22 protein-coding genes are annotated in these 25,703 nt (G+C 56.6%); 16 read left to right on the top strand and 6 right to left on the bottom strand.

Annotation, left to right across the window (positions count from 1 at the left end; all coding sequences use genetic code 11):
• Positions 1 to 23: 23 nt before the first annotated feature.
• Positions 24 to 929: a LysR family transcriptional regulator gene (locus CA948_RS17165; RefSeq protein WP_108728639.1), complete on the bottom strand. Its 906-nt coding sequence runs from the start codon at positions 927 to 929 to the stop codon at positions 24 to 26.
• 244 nt (positions 930 to 1,173) lie between these two features.
• On the opposite strand from CA948_RS17165, the gene hglS reads away from it, so the two are divergent.
• The 4 genes from hglS (at position 1,174) to CA948_RS17185 (ending at position 6,979) form a co-directional block, all read left to right on the top strand.
• Positions 1,174 to 2,562: a 2-oxoadipate dioxygenase/decarboxylase HglS gene (gene hglS / locus CA948_RS17170; RefSeq protein WP_108728806.1), complete on the top strand. Its 1,389-nt coding sequence runs from the start codon at positions 1,174 to 1,176 to the stop codon at positions 2,560 to 2,562.
• A complete protein-coding gene (locus CA948_RS17175; protein WP_108728640.1) occupies positions 2,559 to 3,863 on the top strand; it encodes an NAD(P)/FAD-dependent oxidoreductase in 1,305 nt (434 codons plus the stop codon). The genes hglS and CA948_RS17175 overlap by 4 nt, the downstream gene beginning before the upstream one ends.
• A gap of 28 nt (positions 3,864 to 3,891) precedes the next feature.
• The gene (gene amaB, locus CA948_RS17180) at positions 3,892 to 5,421 is read left to right on the top strand and encodes an L-piperidine-6-carboxylate dehydrogenase (protein ID WP_108728641.1); all 1,530 of its coding nucleotides are present in this window, start codon (positions 3,892 to 3,894) and stop codon (positions 5,419 to 5,421) included.
• A 154-nt stretch (positions 5,422 to 5,575) separates the two neighbouring features.
• Positions 5,576 to 6,979, top strand: coding sequence for an amino acid permease (locus tag CA948_RS17185; protein WP_108728642.1), 1,404 nt, complete (start codon positions 5,576 to 5,578; stop codon positions 6,977 to 6,979).
• A gap of 48 nt (positions 6,980 to 7,027) precedes the next feature.
• Here CA948_RS17185 and CA948_RS17190 read toward each other — a convergent pair whose 3' ends face one another.
• From CA948_RS17190 to CA948_RS17200, 4 genes are all read right to left on the bottom strand, one after another.
• Entirely contained in the window at positions 7,028 to 8,329 is a 1,302-nt protein-coding gene (locus tag CA948_RS17190; protein WP_108728643.1) for a sulfate adenylyltransferase subunit 1, read from the bottom strand.
• Entirely contained in the window at positions 8,329 to 9,240 is a 912-nt protein-coding gene (gene cysD, locus CA948_RS17815) for a sulfate adenylyltransferase subunit CysD (RefSeq protein WP_094197571.1), read from the bottom strand. Before cysD ends, CA948_RS17190 begins: the two co-directional genes overlap by 1 nt.
• 9 nt (positions 9,241 to 9,249) lie before the next feature.
• Positions 9,250 to 9,987, bottom strand: coding sequence for a phosphoadenylyl-sulfate reductase (locus CA948_RS17820; protein ID WP_238988621.1), 738 nt, complete (start codon positions 9,985 to 9,987; stop codon positions 9,250 to 9,252).
• A gap of 187 nt (positions 9,988 to 10,174) precedes the next feature.
• Positions 10,175 to 11,065, bottom strand: coding sequence for a DMT family transporter (locus CA948_RS17200; RefSeq protein WP_108728644.1), 891 nt, complete (start codon positions 11,063 to 11,065; stop codon positions 10,175 to 10,177).
• 152 nt (positions 11,066 to 11,217) lie between these two features.
• Here CA948_RS17200 and CA948_RS17205 point away from each other — a divergent pair, with 152 nt between their 5' ends.
• From CA948_RS17205 to CA948_RS17220, 4 genes are all read left to right on the top strand, one after another.
• Positions 11,218 to 12,654: an aminotransferase-like domain-containing protein gene (locus CA948_RS17205; RefSeq protein WP_094197569.1), complete on the top strand. Its 1,437-nt coding sequence runs from the start codon at positions 11,218 to 11,220 to the stop codon at positions 12,652 to 12,654.
• Positions 12,655 to 12,845: 191 nt separating this feature from the next.
• Positions 12,846 to 13,409: an alkyl hydroperoxide reductase subunit C gene (gene ahpC / locus CA948_RS17210; RefSeq protein ID WP_042488726.1), complete on the top strand. Its 564-nt coding sequence runs from the start codon at positions 12,846 to 12,848 to the stop codon at positions 13,407 to 13,409.
• A gap of 116 nt (positions 13,410 to 13,525) precedes the next feature.
• Positions 13,526 to 15,118 carry an alkyl hydroperoxide reductase subunit F gene (gene ahpF, locus CA948_RS17215; protein WP_108728645.1) on the top strand — a complete coding sequence of 531 codons (1,593 nt, stop codon included), beginning with the start codon at positions 13,526 to 13,528 and terminating at the stop codon, positions 15,116 to 15,118.
• Positions 15,119 to 15,597: 479 nt separating this feature from the next.
• Positions 15,598 to 15,834, top strand: coding sequence for a hypothetical protein (locus CA948_RS17220; protein ID WP_094197567.1), 237 nt, complete (start codon positions 15,598 to 15,600; stop codon positions 15,832 to 15,834).
• A 120-nt stretch (positions 15,835 to 15,954) separates the two neighbouring features.
• Here CA948_RS17220 and CA948_RS17225 read toward each other — a convergent pair whose 3' ends face one another.
• Positions 15,955 to 16,863: a LysR family transcriptional regulator gene (locus CA948_RS17225; RefSeq protein WP_094197566.1), complete on the bottom strand. Its 909-nt coding sequence runs from the start codon at positions 16,861 to 16,863 to the stop codon at positions 15,955 to 15,957.
• Between the two features lie 262 nt (positions 16,864 to 17,125).
• Between CA948_RS17225 and CA948_RS17230 the strand changes: the two genes are divergently transcribed.
• The 8 genes from CA948_RS17230 (at position 17,126) to CA948_RS17265 (ending at position 25,546) form a co-directional block, all read left to right on the top strand.
• Positions 17,126 to 18,649 carry an acetyl-CoA hydrolase/transferase family protein gene (locus tag CA948_RS17230; RefSeq protein WP_094197565.1) on the top strand — a complete coding sequence of 508 codons (1,524 nt, stop codon included), beginning with the start codon at positions 17,126 to 17,128 and terminating at the stop codon, positions 18,647 to 18,649.
• Positions 18,650 to 18,795: 146 nt separating this feature from the next.
• Positions 18,796 to 19,431, top strand: a complete 636-nt coding sequence (leuE, locus tag CA948_RS17235; protein WP_094197564.1) for a leucine efflux protein LeuE — start codon at positions 18,796 to 18,798, stop codon at positions 19,429 to 19,431.
• 64 nt (positions 19,432 to 19,495) lie between these two features.
• Entirely contained in the window at positions 19,496 to 20,482 is a 987-nt protein-coding gene (locus CA948_RS17240) for a diaminopimelate dehydrogenase (protein WP_094197563.1), read from the top strand.
• A gap of 134 nt (positions 20,483 to 20,616) precedes the next feature.
• Positions 20,617 to 20,808, top strand: a complete 192-nt coding sequence (locus CA948_RS17245) for a YqaE/Pmp3 family membrane protein (protein ID WP_003802304.1) — start codon at positions 20,617 to 20,619, stop codon at positions 20,806 to 20,808.
• An 82-nt stretch (positions 20,809 to 20,890) separates the two neighbouring features.
• Complete coding sequence (locus tag CA948_RS17250) at positions 20,891 to 22,477, top strand: ABC transporter ATP-binding protein (RefSeq protein ID WP_230019202.1); 1,587 nt, start codon at positions 20,891 to 20,893, stop codon at positions 22,475 to 22,477.
• On the top strand, positions 22,464 to 23,525 hold the full coding sequence (locus CA948_RS17255) for an ABC transporter permease (RefSeq protein ID WP_094197562.1): 1,062 nt from the start codon (positions 22,464 to 22,466) through the stop codon (positions 23,523 to 23,525). Before CA948_RS17250 ends, CA948_RS17255 begins: the two co-directional genes overlap by 14 nt.
• Positions 23,525 to 24,442: an ABC transporter permease gene (locus CA948_RS17260; protein WP_042489288.1), complete on the top strand. Its 918-nt coding sequence runs from the start codon at positions 23,525 to 23,527 to the stop codon at positions 24,440 to 24,442. The genes CA948_RS17255 and CA948_RS17260 overlap by 1 nt, the downstream gene beginning before the upstream one ends.
• A 24-nt stretch (positions 24,443 to 24,466) precedes the next feature.
• Entirely contained in the window at positions 24,467 to 25,546 is a 1,080-nt protein-coding gene (locus CA948_RS17265) for a BMP family ABC transporter substrate-binding protein (protein WP_094197561.1), read from the top strand.
• Positions 25,547 to 25,703: the final 157 nt, after the last annotated feature.

Consider the following 25,703-nt stretch of genomic DNA (forward strand, 5'->3'; position numbering starts at 1 on the left):
CGTAGCGGTTTGATGCCCCGGCCTCAGTCCGGGGCGCGTTCATGCGCGATTTCCGCTTGTAGCCATTGCCGAAATGCGATCAATGGTGGGTAGTCGCCGCGTCCCGCCGGACAGGCTAGGTAGTAAGCCTCCGTGTTCAGGCAGGGTGAGTCCAGAGCCAGGACCAAGTCTCCGCGACTGAGCTCCTGTTTGAACAGAAATGTGGGCAGTAAGGCAATCCCAAGGTTGGAGATAGCCGCTTGTGTAATCAGCGCAAACTGATCAAGCAGCATGCCGTGAATATGCACGTTCTCCACGCCGTTGGCGTTGAACCAACGCTCCCAGGCATCGGGCCTTGAGACCAGATGCAGCAAAGGTGCCTTGAGCAAGTCAGCGGCCGTCTGGAACTGATAGTGCTCGCGAAGGGCGGAACTGCAGGCCGGCACCACGGTTTCTGACATTAGAAAATCCAGATTCGCCCCCGGCCAGTCGGGCAGGCCGTAATGGATGGCGGCATCCACATTTTCCATATGAAAGTCAAACGGTTGCAGGCGCGTCAGCAGGTTGATGGTGATGCCGGGGTAGGCAGCCACAAATTCTGGCAGTCGGGGGGCAAGCCAACGAGTCCCGAACGTGGGCAAGATGGCCAGGTTCAGCGTTCCGCCATGCGGATTGGCCTTGAACCCCAGGGTGGCGTTGGCAATGCGTCGAAGAGCATCGCTGAGTTCTTGGGCGTATGTGCTACCCGCCTGAGTCAGACGAACCGTCTGGCGCTCTCTGACGAAAAGATCCGCGCCCAATATTCCTTCCAGCAGTCTGATCTGTCTACTGACGGCGCTTTGGGTCAGGTTCAGCTCGCTCGCTGCTGCCGTGAAACTGCCTAGCCGTGCGGCGGCCTCAAAGGCAATCAGGACGTGCATGGGAGGAAGAAAACGTTTGGGAATGGACATGCTCGTTTGCTAAGGGAAAACGTTTAGTCATTCTAGTTAGGAATGACTTGAGTTGGAATCATCGTTTGACCCCTCTTGCCTGTACTCACAGAATGAGGTGCAAGATAGTTAAGTATTTCAGGCTTATAAGATGACGGACTTCCGCTGGCTGTGGTGTGAAGGAGTGCATGCGGGTACACGGAAGTGATTCACTAATGGACTGACCTTGCCTTGTCGCCAGGTCATGCAATTTGCTGGCGGTTCTATGGACACCTCTGTTTTTGTTTCTAAGGACGAAATCCGTTCCCGATTCTCAGGCGCCATGTCGGCCATGTATCAGCAGGAGGTGCCGCAGTACGGGGCCTTGTTGAGCCTGGTGCACGAGATCAACGCCAGTGTGCTCAAGCATGATCCAGCACTGCACAGCGCCTTGCGACAGCAGTCGGAGTTGACCCGTCTGGATGTGGAGCGCCACGGCGCCATTCGGGTCGGTACCGCGGCGGAGCTCAAAGGGATTGCCACGATCTTTGCCGTCATGGGTATGTATCCCGTTGGCTATTACGATCTGTCGGTGGCGGGCGTACCCGTTCACTCCACCGCGTTTCGCCCTGTGGACGACCACGCATTACAAACCAACCCCTTCCGGGTGTTTACCTCTTTGCTCAGACTGGAGCTGATAGAGGATGCGAACCTGCGGGCGCAGGCGGCTGCAATCTTGTCGCAACGGTCTATTTTTCCGTCCGGCTTGCTGGAGTTGGCGGAACAGGCGCAGGTGGCCGGTGGCTTGACCGAACCGCAGGCCAAGGAATTTGTGGCCGCCGCCACCGCCGTATTTCGCTGGCATCGCCAAGCGACTGTCGATCAGGACACGTATCGCAAATTGCATGCGGCACATCGTCTGGTGGCCGATATTGTGTGTTTCAAGGGCCCCCATATCAATCACCTGACTCCCCGAACCCTAGATATTGATGCGGTACAAGAGGCCATGCCCCAACGGGGTATTCCCGCCAAAGAGCTGATCGAAGGCCCACCGCGCAGGCGCCATCCCATTCTGTTGCGCCAAACCAGTTTCAAAGCTTTGGAAGAGGAGATCGAGTTTGTCGGTCAGGCTGGGGTGGGGTCTCATACCGCGCGTTTTGGTGAGATAGAGCAACGCGGCGTGGCCTTGACCCAGGCGGGCCGGGCACTTTACGACTCCTTGTTGGCGCAAACCAGAGATGCCGGGCAGCAAGCCGCTACTACGCAGACGTATGCTGAACGTCTCCAGCACGTGTTTGCCCAGTTCCCAGATGACAGCGATGAAATGTACGAGCGTGGGCTGGCTTTTTTTCGGTTTGAGCCACGGGACCCTGCTATCTGGCAGCAGGAACTGGCTGCCGGCCGGCCCTGGAACCTGCCTGATTTGATCAAGCGTGGCGTGGTCGCATTGCGCCCCATTACTTACGAGGATTTCTTGCCGGTTAGCGCGGCGGGGATTTTTCAGTCCAATCTGGGCGATGCGGAACAAAAAAACTACGTGTCGCAGGCGGCCCGATCTGAGTTTGAACGTGATCTGGGTAGCCCCGTGCTGGACGAAATTGAACTTTACCGCGCTGCTCAGACGCGTTCCGAGCACGCCTTGCATCAGCGCTTTCTGGCGGAGTCGGGCGCATGAAAGCGGACCAGCGCAGTCACGGACTCTGGCAGGCCTCAGCGCCACCCGCTCCGGTCTGCGAGCGTTTGCAAGGCCCTGTCCAAGCGGATGTCGCGGTTATTGGCGCCGGATTCACCGGTTTGTCCGCGGCCTTGCATCTGGCTCAGGCCGGAGTGCGGGTGGTGGTTCTGGAAGGGGCGCAGATCGGGTTTGGAGGGTCGGGACGCAATGTGGGTCTGGTCAATGCTGGCCTGTGGCTTGAGCCAGAGGCACTGCTCAAGACATTGGGCGCGCATTACGGGGGGCGCCTGTTGCATTTGTTAAGTGGGGCACCGGCTGCCGTGTATGAATTGGTGGCCCAACACCGGATGGATTGTCAGGCCGTGCAGACCGGCACTTTGCACTGTGCGGTAGGCGCGGGCGGTCTGCGTAATATCCGGAAGCGTTGGCGCCAATGGCAAGACCTTGGGGCGCCGGTCGAGTTGCTCAATCAAACACAAGTGGCTGCGGCTACCGGAACGACCGCTTATGCGGGCGCTTTGCTGGACCGGCGCGCGGGCACGCTCCAGCCTTTAGCCTATGTTCGAGGTCTGGCCCGGGCTGCGATCACGGCGGGGGCCCGCATTTATGAGCAAAGTGCCGTCAGGCGGGTTGAGGACGGCCGCACGCACTGGGTGTTGCAGACGCAGGACGGTGAAGTGTTGGCGCCCTGGGTCCTTGTGGCGACCAATGCTTATACCAGTGAGGTCTGGCCAGATCTGCCCGCAGAGCTGGTGCGTCTGCCGTATTTCAACGTGGCTACGCAACCGCTGGATGCCACACTGCGCGCCCAGATTCTGCCGGGAGGGCAGGGCGCATGGGATACGCGTTCAGTTTTATCCTCGTACCGTTTCGATCAAGCGGGTCGCCTGGTGTTTGGCAGTGTGGGGGCATTGCGTGAACGTGGACGGGCGATACATACGGCGTGGGCGCAACGCGCATTGCAGCATTTGTTTCCGGCCCTGCGGCATGTGCAGTTTGAGTATGAATGGTATGGCTGGATAGGGATGACCTCCGATGCCGTGCCCCGCCTGCACCAACTGGGGCGACAGGTCCTGTCCTTTAGTGGTTACAACGGGCGAGGCATTGCCCCTGGGACGGTCTTTGGGCGCGAGCTGGCACATTTGATTTTGGGTCGGATCAAGGTGGAGGACCTACCTTTACCTGTGTCCCCACTCAAACCGGTCCCATGCAAGCCGGTGAAAGAGGCGGTTTATGAATATGGCGCGCAGTTGGCGCATCTTGTCGGTGCCCGCAGTGTCCAGGGGCAGCGTCGGTCTTGAGGACAGACTTTTTTTATGAGGTACAAGCATGACTCACACAGCCATAACTCACACAAGCGAACTGGCGCATTCCACCCTGGCCCAATTGGGTGTGACGGCTGCGCTCGATGTTCCAGGGGGAATGTCGGTGCGCTCGCCTATTGACGGGGACATTCTGGCCCATCTGCGGCCTCACAGCAGCCAGGAGCTTAGCAAGGCGATTGCCCGGGCCCATGATGCCTGGCAGGTGTGGCGTACCGTGCCTGCACCGGCACGAGGTGAGCTGGTTCGATTGCTGGGCCAGGAACTGCGGGCCGAGAAGCAGGCTTTGGGCCAGTTGATTTCCCTGGAAGCTGGAAAGATCACGAGTGAAGGCTTGGGCGAAGTCCAGGAAATGATTGATATCTGCGACTTTGCGGTGGGGCTGTCCCGACAGCTCTATGGTTTGACCATTGCTTCTGAACGGCCCGGCCATCGCATGCTGGAAACCTGGCATCCCTTGGGAGTGGTTGGGGTGATCACCGCCTTCAATTTTCCCATGGCGGTGTGGGCCTGGAATACCGCCCTGGCCTTGGTGTGTGGTGATGCCGTGATTTGGAAGCCCTCCGAAAAAACACCCTTGTCCGCCTTGGCGTGCCAGGCGGTCTTTGAGCGGGCAATGGCGCGTTATGAGGCCGGGCCGGCGCACCTGAGCCAGGTGCTGATTGGCGGGCGCGAAGCCGGAGAGATACTGGTCGATGACCCCCGGGTTGCGCTGGTGTCGGCCACCGGCAGCACGCGGATGGGCCGGGAAGTGGGGCCTCGTGTGGCGCGTCGTTTCGGGCGTGTTTTGCTGGAGCTGGGAGGCAATAACGCCGTTATTGTCACGCCTAATGCGGATTTGGATCTGGCGGTCCGGGGGATTGTCTTCGCGGCAGTCGGGACGGCGGGGCAGCGTTGTACCAGCACGCGACGCTTGATTGTGCATCGCAGTATCAGTGAACAACTGGTGGAGCGGCTCAAGCAGGTGTATGGCAAGCTCAGGATTGGTAATCCTTTGCAGGAAGGAACGTTGCTGGGGCCTTTAGTTGATCAGGCCGCCTTTGACGCGATGCAAACTGCACTGGATGCGGCGCGTGCTCAAGGGGGGCGGGTGACCGGTGGAGAGCGGGTACTGGAGGATGAGTTTGCATCGGCTTATTACGTCAGGCCAGCCATCGTGGAAATGGACAGGCAAACCGATACGGTACGGCAGGAAACCTTTGCGCCTATTTTGTATGTGCTGCGCTACGAGGAACTGTCCGAGGCGCTGGCGTTGCAAAACGATGTTCCACAAGGCTTGTCGTCCGCCATTTTCAGTAATGACTTGCGTGAAACCGAGGCGTTTTTGTCGGCCAGTGGTTCCGATTGCGGTATTGCCAACGTCAATATTGGCACGTCCGGGGCGGAGATCGGCGGTGCCTTTGGTGGGGACAAGGAAACCGGCGGGGGCCGCGAGTCCGGTTCCGATGCCTGGCGTGCCTATATGCGCCGGGCGACCAACACCATCAACTACTCCCGGGAGTTGCCTTTGGCGCAGGGGGTGAAGTTCGATCTCTGACGCTGCTTGAGTGTTCAGACGGAGGGCCCGAGCCACTACTGGGCAGGGCCTGGCTGTTGGGTGACGGGCGCCTATAGCAAGCGAAGCATATCGTCGGGGCGCCTCGGGTGGGTCAGAACTGACCCGCCAGTGAATAAAAAGCGAGGAGACAATAATGACCATGCCTGAACAGGCAGGCCAGGGTGCGCTCGCGCCCGGCCTGAACTCAAGACAGATGTCCATGATTTCTATCGCGGGGATCATCGGTGCCGGACTGTTCATTGGATCGGCCAATGCCATCGCGAAGACCGGGCCGGCAGCGGTACTGTCCTATATCTTGACGGGAGCATTGGTGCTGCTGGTCATGCGTATGTTGGGCGAGATGGCTGTCGCCAATCCGGATAGCGGTTCATTTTCCACCTATGCCGCGCGGGCGATCGGGCCCTGGGCGGGTTTTTCCATTGGCTGGCTGTATTGGTGGTTCTGGGGCTTGATCATTCCCGTCGAAGCCATTGCTGGAGCCTATATCCTGCATCAATGGATGCCGGATATCCCTTCGTGGTTGTTTTCCATTGTCATCATGGTCGCCTTGTCGGTGACCAATCTGTTTAGCGTCAAGAATTTTGGCGAGTTTGAGTTCTGGTTTGCTTTGATCAAGGTGCTGGCCATCATTGTGTTTATTGTGGCTTGTCTGTGCGCCCTGACTGGTTTCTGGCCCTGGGTTGAGGGGGGCAAGGTGCCGATGATTCCCGTGTTCAGCAATTTCGCGCCGCAGGGCATGGGGGCCGTGCTGGCGGGCATTCTGATTACGATGTTTTCATTTTTTGGGGCGGAGATCGTGACGATTGCCGCCGCCGAAACCGATAAGCCCCAGGAAAAGATACGTAAGGCGACCAATCTGGTGGTCTACCGTATTTCCCTGTTTTATGTGTTGTCGATTTCCTTGATTGTGCTGATCGTCGGTTACGACGATCCCAGGCTGATGCAGGTGGGGTCATTTCAGCGCACGCTGGAAGTTCTCCGCTTGCCCGAGGCCAAGCTGGTAGTGGATGTGGTGGTACTGATCGCGGTGACTTCCTGCATGAACTCCGGCTTGTACACGGCCTCTCGGATGATTTATTCCCTGTCCGTCCGTGGTGATGCCCCTGCTTGTATTGCCAGGGTATCGTCCAAAGGTGTGCCTTATAACGCCGTGCTTGTATCGACCTTGGCCGGTTTTGCAGGATGTCTGGTCAATTATCTCTTGCCCGGACAGGTGTTTTCGTTCTTGCTGTCCACAACGGGGGCGATTGCCCTGATCGTTTATCTGGTCATTGCCGTGTCCCAACTACTGTCGCGTCGCCAGGCGGAAAACGCAGGCATAGATTTGCCATTCAAGATGTGGCTTTTCCCCTGGCTGACCTATTTGTCCATCACGCTGATTCTGGCAGTGCTGGTGTATATGGCGATGGTGGAGGCGTACCGTTATCAGTTAGCCATGACGTTGGGCGTGAGTGCGTGTATTGTGCTGGCGGCCTTTATAAGGCTCAGGCGCGGTTCGGGACAGCTCCCGCCAGTCAGACAGCAAGGGGCGTTGTGATCCTATGTGGTGCCTGCGGCAAGGCTTGGGTCTGCCGCAGGCTGGTCTTTATACGCGCTTTTGGACCAGGCCAGCCGCCACGGTCTGGTTTGTGCTGGGGTCGATCAAGATGAAAGAGCCGGTACTGGAATGATCCTGATAATCGTCCAGCACCAGCAGGTCGCGGCTGACCAGGCTGACACGGCCAATATCATTCAGGGACAAGGTGCCGGTGGCTTGCTGCTCTTGCAAACTATGTACATCGCGCAAGGCATGAACGGCTTGCACCTTGGCTTGCGTCAGACGAGTGCCTTGCTTTAACCAGTAAGAGCGGGTGGTATTCAAGGCTTGCTCGTCCAGCCAACATAGCTGCGCATCAAAGTGTTTGCTGGTGTTGACGTCCTCATGGGCCAGTGTCAGCAAATCGCCCCGTGAAATATCCAACTCACGATCCAATACCACGGTCACCGCGTCCCCGTCGCTGACTGAACCTTGTTCCGTGCCAGCGCGAAATAATTGTGTGATGACGGCGGTTTTCCCGCTAGGCCATACTTGAACGCTATCGCCCACATGCAGGCGGCCACCATTGAGCTGACCGGCATAGCCCCGAAAGCCGTCAGTGCGGCTGCCACCATGACGCGCTACCCATTGCACAAACAATCGGGCAGGGCGCTGAATGTTCTCGCGCAGATCCAGCGATTCGAGTAAAGGCAGCAGCGGCAAGCCTTGATACCAAGGTGTGTGCGGCGATGCCTGGGTGATGTTCTCACCCTTCAAGGCTGAAAGCGGAATGATGTGAAAGTGTTCAATCCCCAGCTGCGTAGCCAGTTGCCGATAGGCGGCATGAATGCGGTCGAACACGGCCTGATCCCAATTGACCAGGTCCATCTTGTTCACCGCGACCACGATATGACGCAGGCCCAGCAGTTTGGCAACGGTGCTGTGGCGCTTGGTCTGGGTCAGTAGCTCCCCGTCTTGGGCGCGATGTGCATCAATCAGAATGATGGCAGCCTGCGCGGTGGAGGCACCCGTAATCATGTTGCGGGTGTACTGCTCGTGGCCGGGGGTATCGGCCACGATGAACTTGCGTTTGGGAGTCGCGAAGTAGCGGTAGGCCACATCAATGGTGATGCCTTGTTCGCGCTCCGCTTCCAGGCCATCGGTTAGCAGGGCCAGATCGGGTTCGGCGTCCTCACCGCGCTTGTACTTGGAGCGTTGGATGGCCGCTATCTGGTCGGCAAACACGCCCTGGCTGTCCACCAGCAAACGGCCAATCAAGGTGGATTTTCCGTCGTCCACGGAGCCAGCAGTAATCAGACGCAGCACGCCTTGATCGGCAGCCTGCAGCCAGGCGTCATTGACGGTATTCATTAGAAATATCCTTGTTTCTTGCGGTGTTCCATGGAGGCCTCAGACGTCTGGTCATCCATACGGGTGGCACCGCGTTCGGTAATCGTGGCCAAGGCGGTTTCAGCAATAATGTCCTGCACGGATGCGGCGGTAGAGAGCACTGGGCAGGTGCAGGAAATATCGCCTACGGTGCGAAAACGCACATCGCGCCATTCGGGGGTTTCGCCATCGAGCAAGGGAGTCAGCGGGGTGATGGGAACGATCAGGCCCTGACGCTCCACCACTTCGCGCGAGTGGGTGTAGTAGATGGACGGCAGATCAATGGCTTCACGCTGGATGTATTGCCAGACGTCCAGTTCGGTCCAGTTGGAAATCGGGAAGACGCGCAGGTTCTCGCCCTTGTGAATACGGGTGTTGAACAAGTGCCACAGCTCGGGGCGTTGTGCTTTGGGGTCCCATTGGCCGAACTCGTCGCGAAAGGACACGATGCGCTCTTTGGCACGGGCTTTTTCTTCGTCGCGGCGGGCACCACCGAAACAGGCATCAAAGCCAAATTCGGCAATGGCTTCCAGCAAGGTGACCGCTTGGGCGCCGTTGCGGCTGGCTGTCTCGTGACGCAGCACCACGGTGCCGCGCGCAATGGAATCTTCCACGCTGCGTACTATCAGCTCGGCGTTCAGTTCAGCGGCGCGGCGGTCCCGAAATTCGATCACTTCCGGGTAATTGTGGCCGGTGTCCACATGCATCAAGGGAAACGGCAGCGGGCCAGGCGCAAAGGCTTTTTGGGCCAGTTGCAGCAGCACGGCGGAATCCTTGCCGCCGGAGAACAGCAGCACGGGTTTTTCAGCTTCGGCGGCGATTTCGCGCAGAATAAAAATGGCCTCGGCTTCCAGCCAGTCCAGATGAGTACGGGTAGAGAGTGGTTCGCCCATGGGGTTCCTTCAGGTGTTGACACGGCTATTCAGATTGCTGGCATGCAGGCCGCATTCCAGGCTGTCGCGCTGTTCCCACCACCAGCGCCCGGCGCGCACGTCTTCACCGGGGCGAATGGCACGCGTACAGGGCTCGCAGCCTATGGAGGGGTAGCCCTGGTCGTGCAGTGAGTTGTAGGGGATGCTTAAGCCACGGATCACGGCCCACACATCGTCCTGAGTCCATTCGATCAAGGGGTTGAATTTCTGCAGTCCAAAGACGCTGTCGTATTCCTTGCTGGACAGCTCGGTACGGCTGGCGGTTTGCTCGCGGCGCTGGCCGGTAATCCAGGCCGATCGGCCTTGCAAGGCACGGCGCAAGGGTTCCACTTTGCGGATCGCGCAGCATTCCTTGCGCAGCTCCACGCTTTCGTAGAAAGCATGCGTGCCATGGGTGCGGACGTGTTCTTGTACCCGCTCCGGATCAGGATGAAAAAACAGGATGGGGCGTTCATAGTGCTCCTGGATATGGCGGCCCAGTTGCAAGGTCTCTGCGTGAAGGCGGCCGGTATCCAGGGTGATCGTGTCCAGCTCGGGGGTGTAGATGGACATGGCATGAAACAGCACCATGTCTTCGGCGGCCAGGGAACTGGCCAGAACGGCATCCGTGTGTTCGCGTGCGATGATTTGCAGATCGTCGCGTAGCTGTTTCCACAGCATCAGTGGCCGGGCGCTCAGGGCAGTCGCGGCAGGGGCTTGGGCGGGCATGATCAGATGTCCTTGCGGCAATACCAGCACCGCCCCTGCTCAAAACGGAGTCACGTGGGCCGCGCTATTGCCTTGCATTGGTTCATGGGATGATGAGCCAGTGTGCTTGCGCGAGCCCACGCTGGGAACGAAGTATTAGTTAGGTGAATATGCTCTTGCTGTATTTAGCCGCCTTGTCATTGCGTTTTCAGGCGCGTCGGCTGGCCGCAATAATGGCAATGATGACGATGCAGGACAGCCAGGTCAGCAGGTCCACTTGCTCGCTTAACCATACGGCGGAGATCAGCACGGTCAGAAAAGGCTGGGCCAGTTGTACCTGTCCAATACGGGCCACCCCACCCATGGCCATCGCCTTGTACCAGGGGAAAAAACCCAGCAAGGACGAGAATAGGGCCAGGTAGAGCAGGGCCATGACAGACTGGGCGGCAGGCATTTCTGTCATGGAAAAAGCGAGCCCCAAGGTGGCAGGAATGGTCAGCGGCAAGCTGGCGGCCAGGCACCAGCAAATGGTGCGCCAGCCTCCCAGGGTGCGAGCCACACGGCCACCTTCGGCATAGCCTACGCCAGACATGAACACAGCCAGGGCCAACCAGATATCGCCGGTTTGCAGCGCGCCTTCACCAATATAGAAAGCGTAAAGCAGTACCAGTATGGCACCGAGCAGGCTCAACATCCAGAAGCGGCGACTTAAGGGCTCATTGCTACGGGCCGATGAAACAATCGCGGTCGCCAGAGGAATCAGCCCGCTTAACACGGCCCCGTGCGAGGACGGTACCGTCTGCATGGCAATTGAAGAGAACACAGGCCAGCCCACGATCACACCCGTACACGAAAGGGCAATACCACGCCATTCCGATGCCGTGGGGCGGCGGCTGCGGGTGGCCAGCAAGATGAGGGCTGCGCACACCCCGCCGATACTGGCTCGTGCCATCCCCACCAGCCAAGGGTCAAAGCTTTGCACCGCCAGCCGTGTCATGGGCAAGGTGAAGGCAAAGACGATAACCCCGATAAAAGCGTAGACATAGATCAGCAGTGCTGGGGTGGAACTGGGCATGGGAAGGCTGGTGCTGCGGCTCATGAAAATCACCACGGATAGGAAATAGGTTGATCACAGCTTTGAGCTTAAAATAAATAGGCGGTACAGTTACGATACAGTTCATCAGTCAGTCGATCAGACTGTATTGGTCGCATCACCGCTACAGTCGGTTTTCACGATTAAAGGTCAGCATCATGGAATGGTTGGATTGGCAGCCCGTGCGGGGTTCGGACGTGACACTAAGCGATCAGTTGGTTGCCTGGGTGCAGCAAGCCCTGCATTTGCGCTATCGGGGCGGCAGCCGGCTCCCTTCGGTGCGTCGATTGGCGCAGTCTGCTGGGGTCAGCCCCCATACCGTAGTGGCTGCGTACGACAAGTTGATGGCCTTGGGCCTGGTGGAGTCTCGACCCGGTTCAGGTTTCTTTGTGCGGGTGCGTAGCTCTGGGCGCCTGCGTTCCGAATCCTTGCACGTAGAAAAGAATGAGCCACGCAAGATAGATGTGAACTGGATGCTGAACAGTTTTATGGGGCAGAGCGACAGCGCGGGCATTCCCCGCCAGTGGCTGGACAACGACATGATTCTGGCGGCCTTGCGGCAGGTCAGCCGTAGCGCGGGCTCCAACTTGCTGGGCTATGGGCATTCACATGGCTATCGTCCCTTGCGCCAGCATATTGCGGGGCAACTGGAAGACAGCGGCATACAGGCGGATCCCGATACCCAGCTTGTCTTGTGTAGTGGCGTGACCCAGGCGCTGGATTTGCTTTTGCGCCATTGGTTGCGTCCGGGTGATGCGGTTGTTGTGGAAGATCCAGCCTGGTATTTGCTGTTTGCTCGTTTGGCTGTGGTGGATGTGCGGGTGTTCAGTGTGCCACGCCGTGCAGATGGTCCGGATCTGGCTGTATTGGAGCAACTGGCGCGTGAGCATCGTCCACGTCTGGTCATTCTGAATACCGTGGTGCATAACCCCACCGGCTTTAGTTTGAGCCCGGCGGCGGCGCACAGCATTCTGACCTTGGCTCAGACCTGGGACTTTCACATTATTGAAGACGATACCTATAGCGAGCTGCATGCCAGTCCTGCCTGTCGTCTGGCTCAGTTGGACCAGTTGAACCGCGTCACCTTGGTAGGGGGCTATTCCAAGGTGATGGCTGCTGGTTTGCGGGTAGCTTACATGGCAGCGGCTCCCGAGCTTTTACAGGCTTTGGTGAATTTGAAAATGTTGGCGGGGCTGACCTCGCCGGAATTGGGCGAGCGGGTCATTCACCGAGTGCTGGTAGACGGTGCCTATCGCAAGCATCTGGATCGCTTGCGTCGTCATACTGATCGCGATAGGCACAGAACGTTGGAGCAACTGGCTCACTTGGGTTTGGCTCCGGACGCGCCGCCCCAGGCGGGCATGTTTGTTTGGGTGGATACGGGCGTGGATACGGAAAGTTTGGTGCGCGCTTTGGGGCGTCCAGGCCATTTATTGGTGCCAGGGGCCTTGTTTTGTCCGCAACAGCAACTATCTACTTATATGCGCATTAATGTTTCTTTAGGCGATGATGCGCAGTTTTGGCAGGATTTTGCCCGTTGTTTAGTCAATGCCCAGCAATCCTCCAGTCCTGCGCTCAGCGAAGTAGCCTTATAGCTTGAACGCTGATAGTTGCACTGTCATCTCGCTCTGTTAGCATAAGTCTGTGCGACGCATAGAAAGAAGTTTTTATGCGACGTGCGATAGCTAATAGCAATGAGCGTTATTGCATTAATCAATTTTACTAATCGTCAGTGGCTTCCTATAATGGCTTTACTGTCAATGATTAATCACTCACCGGAGCAAATATGTCTTTGATCAACACCGTCATCAAACCTTTTAAAGCACAAGCTTTTCACAACGGCAAATTTATCGAAGTCAGCAACGAAACCGTTGCCGGTAAGTGGGCTGTTTTTGTTTTCTACCCAGCCGACTTTACGTTTGTTTGCCCAACCGAACTGGAAGACTTGGCCGACAACTACGCCGAGTTCCAAAAAATGGGCGTAGAGGTTTACTCCGTGTCCACCGACACTCACTTTGCTCACAAAGCATGGCACGACACCTCGGAAGCCATCAGCAAAGTGAACTACCCAATGATCGGTGACCCTACTCATCAGCTGTCGCGCAACTTTGACGTGCTGATCGAAGAAGAAGGTATCGCTTTGCGCGGTACGTTCGTAGTGAACCCAGAAGGCGAAATCAAGGTTCTGGAAATCCACGACAACGGTATCGGCCGTGTGGCTTCCGAGCTGCTGCGCAAAGTTAAGGCTGCTCAGTACATCGCCGCTCACCCCGGTGAAGTTTGCCCAGCCAAATGGGAAGAAGGCGCCAAGACGCTGACTCCTTCCCTGGATCTGGTTGGCAAGATCTAAGACCTTTTAAACACGGGTCTTAAGCGGTGGTCGGCGCGCTGCGCCGTCACCCCGGTGCCTGACCGGTTCAGGCACCTCAAGTTGTTTCGTTCAGTACAGGATAAAGGGCGTTTCACATGTTAGATGCAAACATCAAAACTCAATTGAAGGCATATCTCGAGAAGATCACGCAACCGATCGAGATCGTTGTGACGCTGGATACTGGCGCCAAGTCCGTCGAGCTGCGCGAACTGTTGCAAGAAATTGATGGTCTGTCCGACAAGACCAGCTATCGCGAAGATGCGGATGCGCAAGAGCGCAAGCCTTCCTTCCAAATTAACCGTCCCGGTACCGACATTAGCGTGAGCTTTGCGGGTATTCCGATGGGACACGAATTTACCTCTTTGATCCTGGCCCTGCTGCAAGTGGGTGGCCATGAGATCAAACTGGATGCCGCTGTGATTGAGCAGATCCGTAATCTGCCCGGCGACTTTGTTTTTGAAACGTATTTCTCGCTGTCGTGCCAGAACTGTCCTGACGTAGTGCAGGCCTTGAATGCCATGTCCGTGATCAACCCACGTATCAAGCACGTGGCCATTGACGGAGCCCTGTTCCAGGACGAGGTTCAGCAGCGCAACATCATGTCGGTTCCGGCCGTGTTCTTGAATGGCGAAATGTTCCATCAAGGCCGTGCCAGTGCTGAAGAGTTGCTGGCCAAGCTGGATACGGGCGATAACTCGGCTCGTGCTGAAGCCTTGAATGCCAAGGACGAGTTTGATGTCCTGATCGTCGGCGGTGGTCCTGCTGGTGCAGCCGCGGCTGTGTACGCTGCTCGCAAGGGTATTCGTACGGGTGTATTGGCCGAGCGTTTCGGTGGTCAGGTTCTGGACACCATGTCTATCGAGAACTACATCTCGGTGGTCGAGACCAATGGTCCTGCCTTTGCCACCGCGCTGGAGCAACACGTTAAAACGTACGATGTGGACATCATGAATCTGCATCGTGCCAAGGGTATTCGCCGCGAAGGCAAGAAAGTCATCGTAGATGTGGATGGCGGCGCTCAACTGAAAGCCAAGTCCGTGATTCTGGCTACCGGTGCCCGCTGGCGTGAATTGAATGTGCCTGGCGAACAGGATTACCGTAACCGTGGTGTGGCGTACTGCCCGCACTGTGATGGTCCGCTGTTCAAGGGCAAGGATGTAGCGGTGGTCGGTGGTGGTAACTCCGGTGTCGAGGCGGCGATTGACCTGGCTGGGTTGGTCAAGCACGTTACCTTGATTGAGTTTGGCGATGCCTTGCGCGCTGACCAGGTTTTGCAGAACAAGCTGCGCAGCATGCCTAATGTGACGATCATTACTCAGGCTCAGACGACGGAAGTTCTGGGTGACGGCGCCAAGGTTGTTGGTTTGAATTACCTGGATCGTCAGACCCAGCAAGCCAAGAGCATCAAGCTGGACGGTGTGTTCGTTCAGATTGGTCTGGTACCCAACACGGAATGGCTCAAGGGCAGCGATGTGGCTTTGTCACGCCATGGCGAGATCGAGGTTGATGTACGCGGCGCTACTTCGCTGACAGGTGTATTTGCTGCAGGCGACGTGACGACTGTGCCTTACAAGCAGATCGTGATTGCTGCCGGTGAAGGTGCCAAGGCTGCCTTGAGCGCGTTTGATTACCTGATCCGTAGTTCGGCTGAAGTTGAAGAACCGGCTGCGGAGCAAGTGACTGCTTAAGTCTTTCTGATTGTTGGATCTTGCTGTTCAAGAAGGCCACCCTGTTTAGGGTGGTCTTTTTTTGTTTTTCACCGAATGTGATTAGAGGCTGCTGTTAGGCATTAGATGTGAAGAAGACGCGACCCGCATCGCTTGGAGATGCGCTTGAGTCAATAAGATATTCAGGGTGAACGTGAGAACGTGCCAAGACTGTAGCAAGTCGCTAGAGGAATGGATGCTGATGCTTGCAAAAGGATTTGGCGTTTAGGGTATGGTTTCGGGAAAATCAGGCCGTTTGTAGGGACGTTATTTGTTATTATTCCGGTATGTCACAGGACATAAATGAGTTCCATTTTGTCGCTACATGTCGCTATGAATCTAGCAAAGCCGCCTCAGCATTGATCAGGGTTATTGGGTGTTTTCTAACGGTTCAGCGGTGTGTGTAGGCCAAAGGACGTCATTTTCCTTGTATCTAGACTCTCATACATAGAGGACATTCAATGATCAACGTCACACTCTTTCATGACGGATGCAATATTTGCTTGGGTATTGACGAGCTGATGCGCGGCGTTTTCTCGACACCCGGGCATCACTACCAGGCATTCAATCTCTCGCAGCAGCAGGAAGGTGTTGCCGATGCGCTTGCCGCTGGAGTGACGCGACTGCCCTCGTTATTAATCGATGGTCGGGTGTTAAGGCTGGATGATCATTCGCCGATCGAACATTATGTGAAGTAGTGTCGATTCAGGCGTACCATCGCGTCTAGCGTTCAGGCCGATGCATACAGTTGGTGTCGTTTCGGAAAATAAAACGTCGTGGAAGAAAAAGGAGCAAGGTAGCCATCACCTTGTTCCTTTTTATTGATCGCCATCTACCTCAGGCCAACTACCCCCCAGCACATCCGTACAAACCTGCAGCCATGCTCGGGCGGCTTGCGACAGATACCGTCCATTCCATAGCAGCGCCACTTCCCAGTTCAGCGCCGGCTCCACCACTTCTTTGGCAACCCAGTCCCCCGGTTCCAGCCGAGACAGAAACGGCTGGGGCAGCAAAGCCACCCCCATTCCCGCCTGTGCCATGGAAGCCACCCAATCCCATTGATTGCTTTGTGCCGCAATATTCGCCTGCAGTCCTGCATGGGCAAAGGCACGCCGCAACATACGGGTCAAGGCGTAGTCTTCACCCAGAAAAATCAAGGGATGCTTTTCCAGCTCCCGCAGCTTGATCTTCTTTTGTGTCCCCGTCAGCGTGTCTTTGTGGCCTATTGCCCAAACCGCATGTTTGGCTACCGGGGTGGCCGATACATTCAACTCCGGTCCCAAGGGCAGAATACTGAGGCCCATTTCAACTGTGCCTGCAGCTACCATGCGCTCAATCCCCATGCCGGTCTCTTCGTGCAGGATCAGCTCGATCTGCGGATGTCGATTCTTGAAGGTCTTGAGCACTTCTGTGAACAGCACATTAATCATGGGCGGAATGCCCAGATCCAGGCGACCGCGTTGCAAGGCCTGAACTTCGTGAACTTCTCGCAGCAAGCCCTGCATGCTCTGCAAAACCTCCTGTCCGCGCTCCAGCACAATTTTGCCGCAATCGGTCAGTTGTAATTGCCGATGATCGCGGATCAGCAAGGGCTCGCCCAGTTCATCTTCCAGCTGCTTGACCATCTTGCTGATGGTCGATTGCGTCACGTTCAGGCTCTGCGCAGCTTGCGTAAAGCTTTGATGTTTAACGGTTTCAATGAAGTATCTCAAGGATCGGATATCCATGATTGGCTGGCCTTTATTTATGATTTTTACGACTTATTGCTAGTTATTTTATTCATTATGGCGATGCTATGCTGGCTTTGTTCATAAAACATAAACGCCTGTTGTCAGGGCGATTTCGGCTTTTTCTCTCCGGCTCATACAGCCACTATTTTTAAAGCGTGATGTCGTTCTGTTGCGTGAAGATCTCGCCTGGCGCTTTCGGCCCTGGCTCCTTCCGAAAGCAACAACAGGTAGATCAATGACACAGAGACAGGAGCACACGATGTTCAAGGATCGCATTCGTTCCCCCGAATTGGAAGGCAAGGTCATGACCGCTCAGGAGGCAGCCGCCTTCTTTAAAGACGGGATGAATGTCGGGATGAGTGGTTTTACCCGCGCCGGAGACTGTAAGGTCATGCCTCGTGCCTTGGCCGAGCGGGCCCAGACTGAGCCATTAAAACTGAATGTGGTGACCGGCGCCTCGCTGGGTAATGATAGCGATGGCTTGATGGCTGAGGCCGGTGTTCTGGCCCGCCGCTCGCCGTTTCAAGTGGACTCGGTGCTGCGCCGTCATATCAATGAAGGCAAAGTCCTGTTTACTGACCAGCACTTGTCGCTGACAGTGGAGCACATGCGTTCGGGCAACTTGCCTGCCATCGACATTGCCGTCATTGAAGCGGTTGCCATTACTGAAACCGGCGCGATTGTGCCGACGACTTCGGTAGGCAATTCGGCCAGCTTTGCCCAGCAAGCCAAACACATCATTGTTGAGCTGAATCTGAGCATGCCGGTAGAGATGGAAGGCTTGCACGATATCTATGTGCCCGAAGCCCGCCCCAATCGCCAGCCGATTGAACTGACGGATGTGGACCAACGTATTGGCACCACCGCCATTCAGGTGGATCCTTCCCGCATCGTGGGTATTGTGGTGACTGATGCGATGGACAGCCCCTCCAGTGTGCTGCCACCGGATGAGGAAACGCAGGCGATTGCCGGTCACATTATCGAGTTCCTGAAAGGCGAAGTGGATGCTGGTCGTATGAGCCACTCTTTGCTGCCCTTGCAGGTGGGTATCGGTACGATTGCCAATGCCGTCACTTATGGCCTGCTGGATTCTCCCTTCACTGATCTGAAGATGTACTCGGAAGTCTTGCAGGACAGTGCAATTGCCATGCTGGACTCAGGCCAGTTGAGCTTTGCCTCGGCCTCGTCCTTGACCTTGTCCGCTCCCAAAATGGCGCAGTTCCTGGAAGGTCTGGATAACTACCGCGACAAGCTGGTGCTGCGCCCTCAGGAAATCAGTAATCATCCAGAGTTGGTGCGTCGCCTGGGCATCATTGCGATCAACACCGCCCTGGAATTTGATATCTACGGCAATGTGAACTCCACCCACGTCTGTGGCACCCACATGATGAATGGCATTGGTGGCTCTGGCGACTTTGCCCGTAATGCACACCTGTCTATTTTTGTCAGCAAGTCTGTCGCCAAAGATGGCGCCATCTCCAGTGTGGTGCCGATGGCCTCGCACGTAGACCACTGCGAGCACGATGTAGCCGTACTGGTTTCTGAATGGGGTCTGGCGGATTTGCGTGGTCTGGCTCCCCGTGAGCGTGCCCGCGTGATCATCGAGAAATGTGCCCACCCTGACTACCGTCCCGCTTTGTTGGACTATGTTGAACGCGCCAGCCAACGTGGCGGTCACACGCCCCACATCCTGGAAGAGGCCCTGTCCTGGCACGTTCGTTTCCAGCAGGAAGGCACGATGAAACAGGAGCAGTTCCAGACACAGGAGCTTGCTACTGCGTAGTCCATCAGGTCTGGTAATGCGTTGCCGAGTCAGTCCGGTAGCGTAGACCTTACAAGCTGACCTGATCGCCCCTGGCACTCCACCCGTGTCAGGGGCATTTTTTTAGCGCTAAAATTGCTGATTCTGCTGCGTTTCGCGAGGCCGGCGTGCTTGAACAAATCGGTATAGTCAATTTTTGGGCCTTTGTCGTGGGTACGGTGTTTATCGTGCTGTTACCCGGGCCCAATTCTTTATATGTCTTGGCCAGTGGCGCCGGGCATGGTGTGCGTGAAGGCTATAAAGCGGCCTTTGGCGTTGTCGTGGGCGATGGCATCTTGATGACCTTGACAGCCCTGGGCGCCGCCTCGCTGCTCAAGACGCTACCCATGTTGCATACGGGTATACGTTGGTTGGGTGCGGCCTATTTGTTGTATCTGGGTGTGCGGCTCTTGCAGTCGGCCTTCAGGCAAGGCGGCCCGGTGCAGTCCGTAGACACGCGTTTGCGCCACGACACCCGCTTTCGCAAGGCCTTGCTCCTGAGTTTGTTGAACCCCAAAGCCATCCTGTTCTTCCTGTCCTTTTTCGTGCAGTTTGTGGACCCGTCCAAAGGTCACACGGGCTTGGCTTTTATGCTGCTGGGTCTGGTGGTGGAGCTGATCAGTATTTGTTATTTGTCTTTGCTGATTTTTGGCGGCAATCGCCTGGCAGGCATTTTTCGACGTCATCAGCGTCTGTCCCGTATGGGCAATGGCTCGGTGGGGCTGCTGTTTATGGGCTTTGCTGCCCGTATGATCAGCGACTAGGCCAGCCGCTTCAGAGCGCAGCAGTTCTGACAGCACTTATTTATCAGATTTAAGGAAAACACCCATGAGTAGCAAAATCCGTGTCGGTATTGCAGGTTACGGCAATCTGGGACGAGGCGTAGAGCTGGCCCTGGCACAAAACCCGGACATGGAGCTGGTCAGCGTTTTTACTCGTCGCGACCCTGCTTCCTTGCAACTGCAAAGTGCAGGCGTGCCCGTACGTGCCCTGGACCAGATCGAACAGTACCGCAATGATATCGATGTGCTGATTCTCTGTGGTGGCTCTAAAAATGACCTGCCCGAGCAAGGCCCGGCCCTGGCACGCTGGTTCACAACCGTGGACAGTTTTGATACCCACGCCCGTATCCCCGAGTACTACGCAGCTGTCGATGCGGCCGCTCAAGGCGCTGGTACCACGGCTTTGATCGCGGTGGGTTGGGACCCGGGCCTGTTCTCGCTGAATCGTCTGTATGGCGAATGTGTCTTGCCCGTTGGTCAGACCTACACCTTCTGGGGCAAGGGGCTGAGCCAAGGACACTCCGATGCAATTCGTCGTGTCGCCGGTGTGGCCGGTGGCGTGCAATACACCCTGCCTATCGAGGCCGCAGTACAGCGCGTACGCAACGGTGAGCAGCCTGAACTTAGCACCCGTGAAAAGCATAAGCGTCAGTGTTTTGTGGTGCTGGAGCAGGGCGCGGATGCCGATACGGTGCGAGAAGCGATTGTCACCATGCCTGACTACTTTGCTGACTACGACACCGAAGTGAACTTTATCGACGCTGAAACACTGGCTCGTGACCACGCAGCTATGCCACACGGGGGGTTCGTGATCCGTAGCGGCCAATCGGGTTCGGGCTCGCAGCAAGTGGTGGAGTATGCGCTGAATCTGGGCAGCAATCCGGAGTTCACGTCCAGCGTGTTGGTCGCTTACGCGCGCGCTGCATACCGCATGAACAAGAGCGGTCAGATTGGTGCCCAGACTGTCCTGGATGTGGCCCCAGGCCTGCTCTCGCCCAAGTCGGCCGCACAGTTGCGTAAAGAGCTGTTGTAAGTTCTGTGCCCAAGTATCGGCCCGGTTCAGCCTGCCTGATCCGGGCCATTTGTCTTGTTTGATTTCAGGCGAATGATTCGGTGCGCCAATAAAGGGTAAAATAGCGCCCACTTCTTATTATTTTGAGTATTCTCATGCGCTTACTGATCGCACTATTGTTGCCGTGGTTAGGATTTTTCACGATTGGTCGTCCAGTGGCGGGTATTATTTGCCTGATCTTGCAGTTGACCCTTATCGGATGGATCCCTGCCGCGATTTGGGCGGTATACGCTCTTAGCCAATACAAGACTGATAAGAAAATCGAGCAAGCCCTGGGCAAGCGTTAAACCCTGAGCTTTTCTTTTTCTACGTCTGAGCAGGCCATGATGGGCTTGCTCAGACGTTTTATATTTTTTTGCTGATACAGCCATGACCCCATCGTCTCCCGTGGGCCATTCTTCTGAGTCTGGTGAGCAAACGGTATCCGTAGACCCCAAGGCTGTGCCACGCCTGGAACTTCGCGCTATCACCAAGGCCTATCCGGCGGTGGTGGCCAACGACAATATTTCCTTGTCTATTCTGCCGGGGCAAATTCATGCCGTGCTGGGAGAGAATGGCGCGGGCAAGTCCACCCTGATGAAGATCATCTACGGGGTGGTCAAACCAGATCAGGGCCAGATTCTGTGGGACGGTCAGCCCGTTCAGATCAGCAGCCCGGCGGCAGCCCGACAACTGGGCATTGGTATGGTGTTCCAGCACTTTTCCTTGTTTGACACCCTGACGGTCACGGAAAACATTGCGCTGGGTTTGCCTGCTTCCACTAATATGCAGGAGCTGGCGGGCCGCATTAGCGAGACTGCCAGTCAATACGGGCTGGATCTGGACCCGCAACGCCACATTCATACCTTGTCCGTGGGTGAGTGCCAGCGGGTGGAAATTGTGCGTGCCTTGCTGGGCAAGCCCAAGCTGCTGATTCTGGATGAACCGACATCGGTACTGACGCCGCAGGCGGTGCGCCGTTTGTTCGGCACCTTGCGTCAGTTGGCCGCAGAAGGTTGCAGCATTGTCTATATCAGCCACAAGCTCGATGAGATCCGCGAGCTGTGCCATGCCTGTACGGTCATGCGCATGGGCAAGGTCACGGGTTACTGCGATCCCCGCGAGGAAACCACGGCCAGCCTATCGCGCCTGATGATTGGTGCTGAACCTCAGTCGCTGGGTGAGCGCAGCATGCAGCAAGGCGGCACGCTCTTGCAGGTACGTCATCTGCAATTGAACAAATCTCATCCGTTTGCCTGCGAATTGCAGGATGTCAGTTTTGATCTGCACCAGGGCGAAATTCTGGGTGTGGCCGGTATTTCCGGCAATGGTCAGCAGGAGTTGCTGGCGGCCTTGTCGGGTGAAGATACCCGCGCGCAGGCAGACATGATTTTGCTGGACGGCCAGGCGATTGGCCAGCGTGATGCGGCCTGGCGACGTGACCAGGGCATGGGTTTTGTCCCCGAAGAGCGCCTGGGGCGCGGTGCGGTGCCAGAGTTGTCTCTGGCCCAAAATCTGCTGCTATCTCATCAAAACCCGGAAACGGTAAAACGGGGTTTTCTGCGCTTTTCCAGCATCCGCCGTCTGGCAGGCGGGATTATCAAGCGGTTCCGCGTCAAAACCTCCAACGAGCAGGCCGCTGCCAACAGCCTGTCGGGCGGGAATTTGCAAAAATACATTATTGGCCGTGAAGTCACCCGTCAGCCGCGCATTCTGGTGATTGCCCAGCCAACCTGGGGCGTAGACGTCGGGGCCGCTGCCCAGATTCACGCCGAGCTGCTGGCTCTGCGCGATGCGGGCTGTGCCTTGCTGGTGATCTCCGAAGAGCTGGACGAATTGTTTGCGATTGCCGATCGCCTGATTGTTATCTCCAAAGGTCGTATGTCTCCTTCTATTCCCGTGGCGCAAGCCAGTGTTGATCAGATTGGGCAATGGATGAGCGGTTTGTGGGAGGAGGGTGAGCATGTTCAGGCTTGAGACTCGTGCCACGCCCTCTACCTTGATGGCCTGGTGTTCGCCTTTGTTGGCGGTCTTGTTGACCATGGTGGTTGCCGGAACCTTGTTCTGGTCCTTGGGCAAAGATCCCCTGGCGGGCCTGAATGTGTTTTTTCTGGAGCCTTTGCGTGACCTGAATGGTTGGGCAGAGGTAGGCGTCAAGCTGATTCCTTTGCTGCTGATCTCTGTCGGTCTGGCGATTTGCTTTCGGGCCAATATCTTCAATATCGGGGCAGAAGGGCAGTTGGTGATGGGCGCTTTGGCAGCCGGAGCCTTTGTTTTGCAGGTAGACAATGGCGAGAACGGCGGCTTTTTTCTGATTAGCATTGCCTTGGCCTGCGGCATGCTCGGTGGCATGGCCTGGGCGGCGATTGTGGCTTTCCTGAAAGATCGCTTCAATGCCAACGAGATTCTGGTGTCCCTGATGCTGGTCTATGTGGCCCAGCACCTGCTCAGCTACCTGGTGCATGGTGCCTTGCGTGATCCTGACGGTTTTGGTTTTCCGCAATCCAGTCTGTTTTCTGATGGGTTTCTCTTGCCTGCCGTCTTGCCGGGTACGCGTTTGCATACTGGTATTGTGCTGGCGCTGATTGCCTCGGTTGCTGCATGGCTTTTCCTGACACGCAGCATGGCCGGTTTCCGCTTGCGAGTGGGCGGTATGGCGCCGTTGGCGGCTCGTTACGCGGGTTTTTCTTCCCGTAAGGCCTTGTGGAGTTCTTTGCTGATTTCAGGTGCACTGGCCGGTCTGGCCGGAGCCGCAGAGGTGATGGGGCCAGTCGGGCAATTGACCCCTTCTATTTCACCCGGCTATGGTTTTGCGGCCATCATCGTGGCTTTTGTGGGGCGACTGCACCCACTGGGACTGATTTTCTCTTCGTTTGTGATGTCTTTGCTGTATATCGGTGGGGAACTGGCTCAAAGTCGATTGGGCCTGCCCAATGCGATTACCGGCATTTTCCAGGGCATCCTCTTGTTTTCCTTGTTGGCTTGTGACGTGCTCATCACCAAGCGTTTGGTCTGGAGAAAGTAATGGACGCGATTGCACCTTTGCTAGCCGCAACCATCAACGCAGGCACCCCATTGCTCCTGGCGGCCTTGGGTTTGCTGATCAATGAAAAATCGGGCGTTATCAATCTGGGCTCGGAAGGCATGATGCTGATGGCCGCCATTGTGGGCTTTGCTGTGGCCGTGCAAACAGGCAGCCCGGCCTTGGGCTTTGTGCTCGGCGCGGTTGTGGGGGCCGTGATGGCCGCTGCCTTTGCTTGGTTGACGGTCTGGCTAGGCGCGAATCAGGTGGCTTGTGGCTTGGCCTTATCGCTATTTGGGGTCGGGGCCTCGGCCTATATCGGTCTGCCTTTCACCGGCAACTCTCTGACTGTCACCAAGCTATCCATTCCGGTTCTGAAAGATATTCCCCTGATTGGGCCAGCGTTCTTCCAGCAACACTATATGGTGTATGTCTCCTGGGTGCTGTGCATTGCCGTGGCCTGGTTTTTGGCCCGTACACGTTCTGGCTTGGTCTTGCGCGCAGTGGGTGAGTCGCCTGCTTCAGCGCATTCGCTCGGTTATAACGTGCGCTACATTCGCCTGGGCGCCTTGATGTTCGGGGGTGCTTGCTGCGGTTTGGCTGGTGCCTTCATCTGTCTGGTCTACACACCCATGTGGGTAGAGAATATGGTCGCTGGGCGTGGCTGGATTGCTCTGGCGTTGACGACCTTTGCAACCTGGCGTCCCTGGCGCGTCATGCTGGGCGCTTACTTGTTCGGTGGGGTCACGATCCTGACCTATCATGCGCAGGCTCTGGGTGTTCCGGTAGCCTCGCAATTGCTGGCCATGATGCCGTATCTGGCCACGATTATTGTGCTGGTTTTAATTTCTCGAAACGCTAACTGGATCAGGTTGAATATGCCTGCATCGCTTGGCAAAAACTTCAATCCCAACAACTAGAGGACTGACATGACTGGAAACTTTATGCGCAAGGCCCTGATGGCCGCTGCCATCGCTTCCCCCCTGGCCGCCTTGCCTGTGTCCGCTCAGGCAAACGATCAAGAACCCCTGAAAATCGGTTTTGTGTATGTCAGCCCTATCGGTGAAGCCGGTTGGACTTGGCAGCAGGATATTGGCCGTCTGCAAATGGAAGAGGCCCTGAAAGGCCGTGTGGTTACTCAGTACGTGGAAAACGTGCCTGAAGGCGCCGATGCAGAGCGTGTCATTCGTGATCTGGCCCAGCAAGGCAACAAGCTGATTTTCACGACCTCGTTTGGCTACATGAACCAGACGCAGAAAGTGGCCAAGCAGTTTCCAGACGTGAAATTCGTCCACTCCACTGGCTACAAAACAGCGCCTAACGTGGCGACCACCAACGCCCGTTTCTACGAGTCCCGTTACCTGGCTGGCGTGCTGGCGGGCAAGATGACCAAATCCAATGTGGTCGGTTACGTGGGTGCTCATCCCATTCCTGAAGTGTTGCAAGGTATCAACGCCTTTGCTATCGGTTTGAAGAGCGTGAACCCCGAAGCCCAGGTGCGCGTGGTGTGGGCCAATAGCTGGTACGACCCAGGTAAAGAACGTGATGCGGCTGTGACCTTGCTGGGTCAGGGCGCAGACGTGGTGACTCACCACACCGACTCCACTGCCACCGTGCAAGCGGCGGAAGAAGCGGGCAAGTACGCTATTGCCTACCACTCCGACATGAGCAAGTTCGGCCCTAAAGCCCAACTGGCTGCTGTGACCCACCACTGGGGTGACTACTTCACTCGCAAGGCCACTGAAGTTCTGGATGGCAAGTGGCAGAACGACAGCACCTGGGGTGGCCTGAAGTCCGGTATGGCGGCTTTGGAAGGCTTCGGTCCCGAAGTGCCCGCTGACGTGAAAGAGTTTGTTCTGGCCAAGCAGGCCGAGATCGAGGCTGGTACGCTGCAACCTTTTGCCGCTCCTATCAAGGACAACGACGGCAAGGTACGTCTGGAATCCGGTTTCCTGGATGACGATGCGTTGAACCGCATGGACTACTACGTGGAAGGCGTGGCCAGCAAACTGCCCAAGCAGTAATCTGCCCCGCAGTTTGTAGATACACAAAGCCCCTTGCTGGATAGTCCAGCAAGGGGCTTTGCAATGTGTGGCTGCTGCGGCTTTTCTGGCTGTTGCTCAGGCTCAGCCCAAGTGCGTTCGGTATTGCCTCTGGGGCGGGTTTGTAGTCAGCCTATGA

This window comes from Alcaligenes aquatilis, assembly GCF_003076515.1.
In the GTDB taxonomy this organism is placed as follows: domain Bacteria; phylum Pseudomonadota; class Gammaproteobacteria; order Burkholderiales; family Burkholderiaceae_B; genus Alcaligenes; species Alcaligenes aquatilis.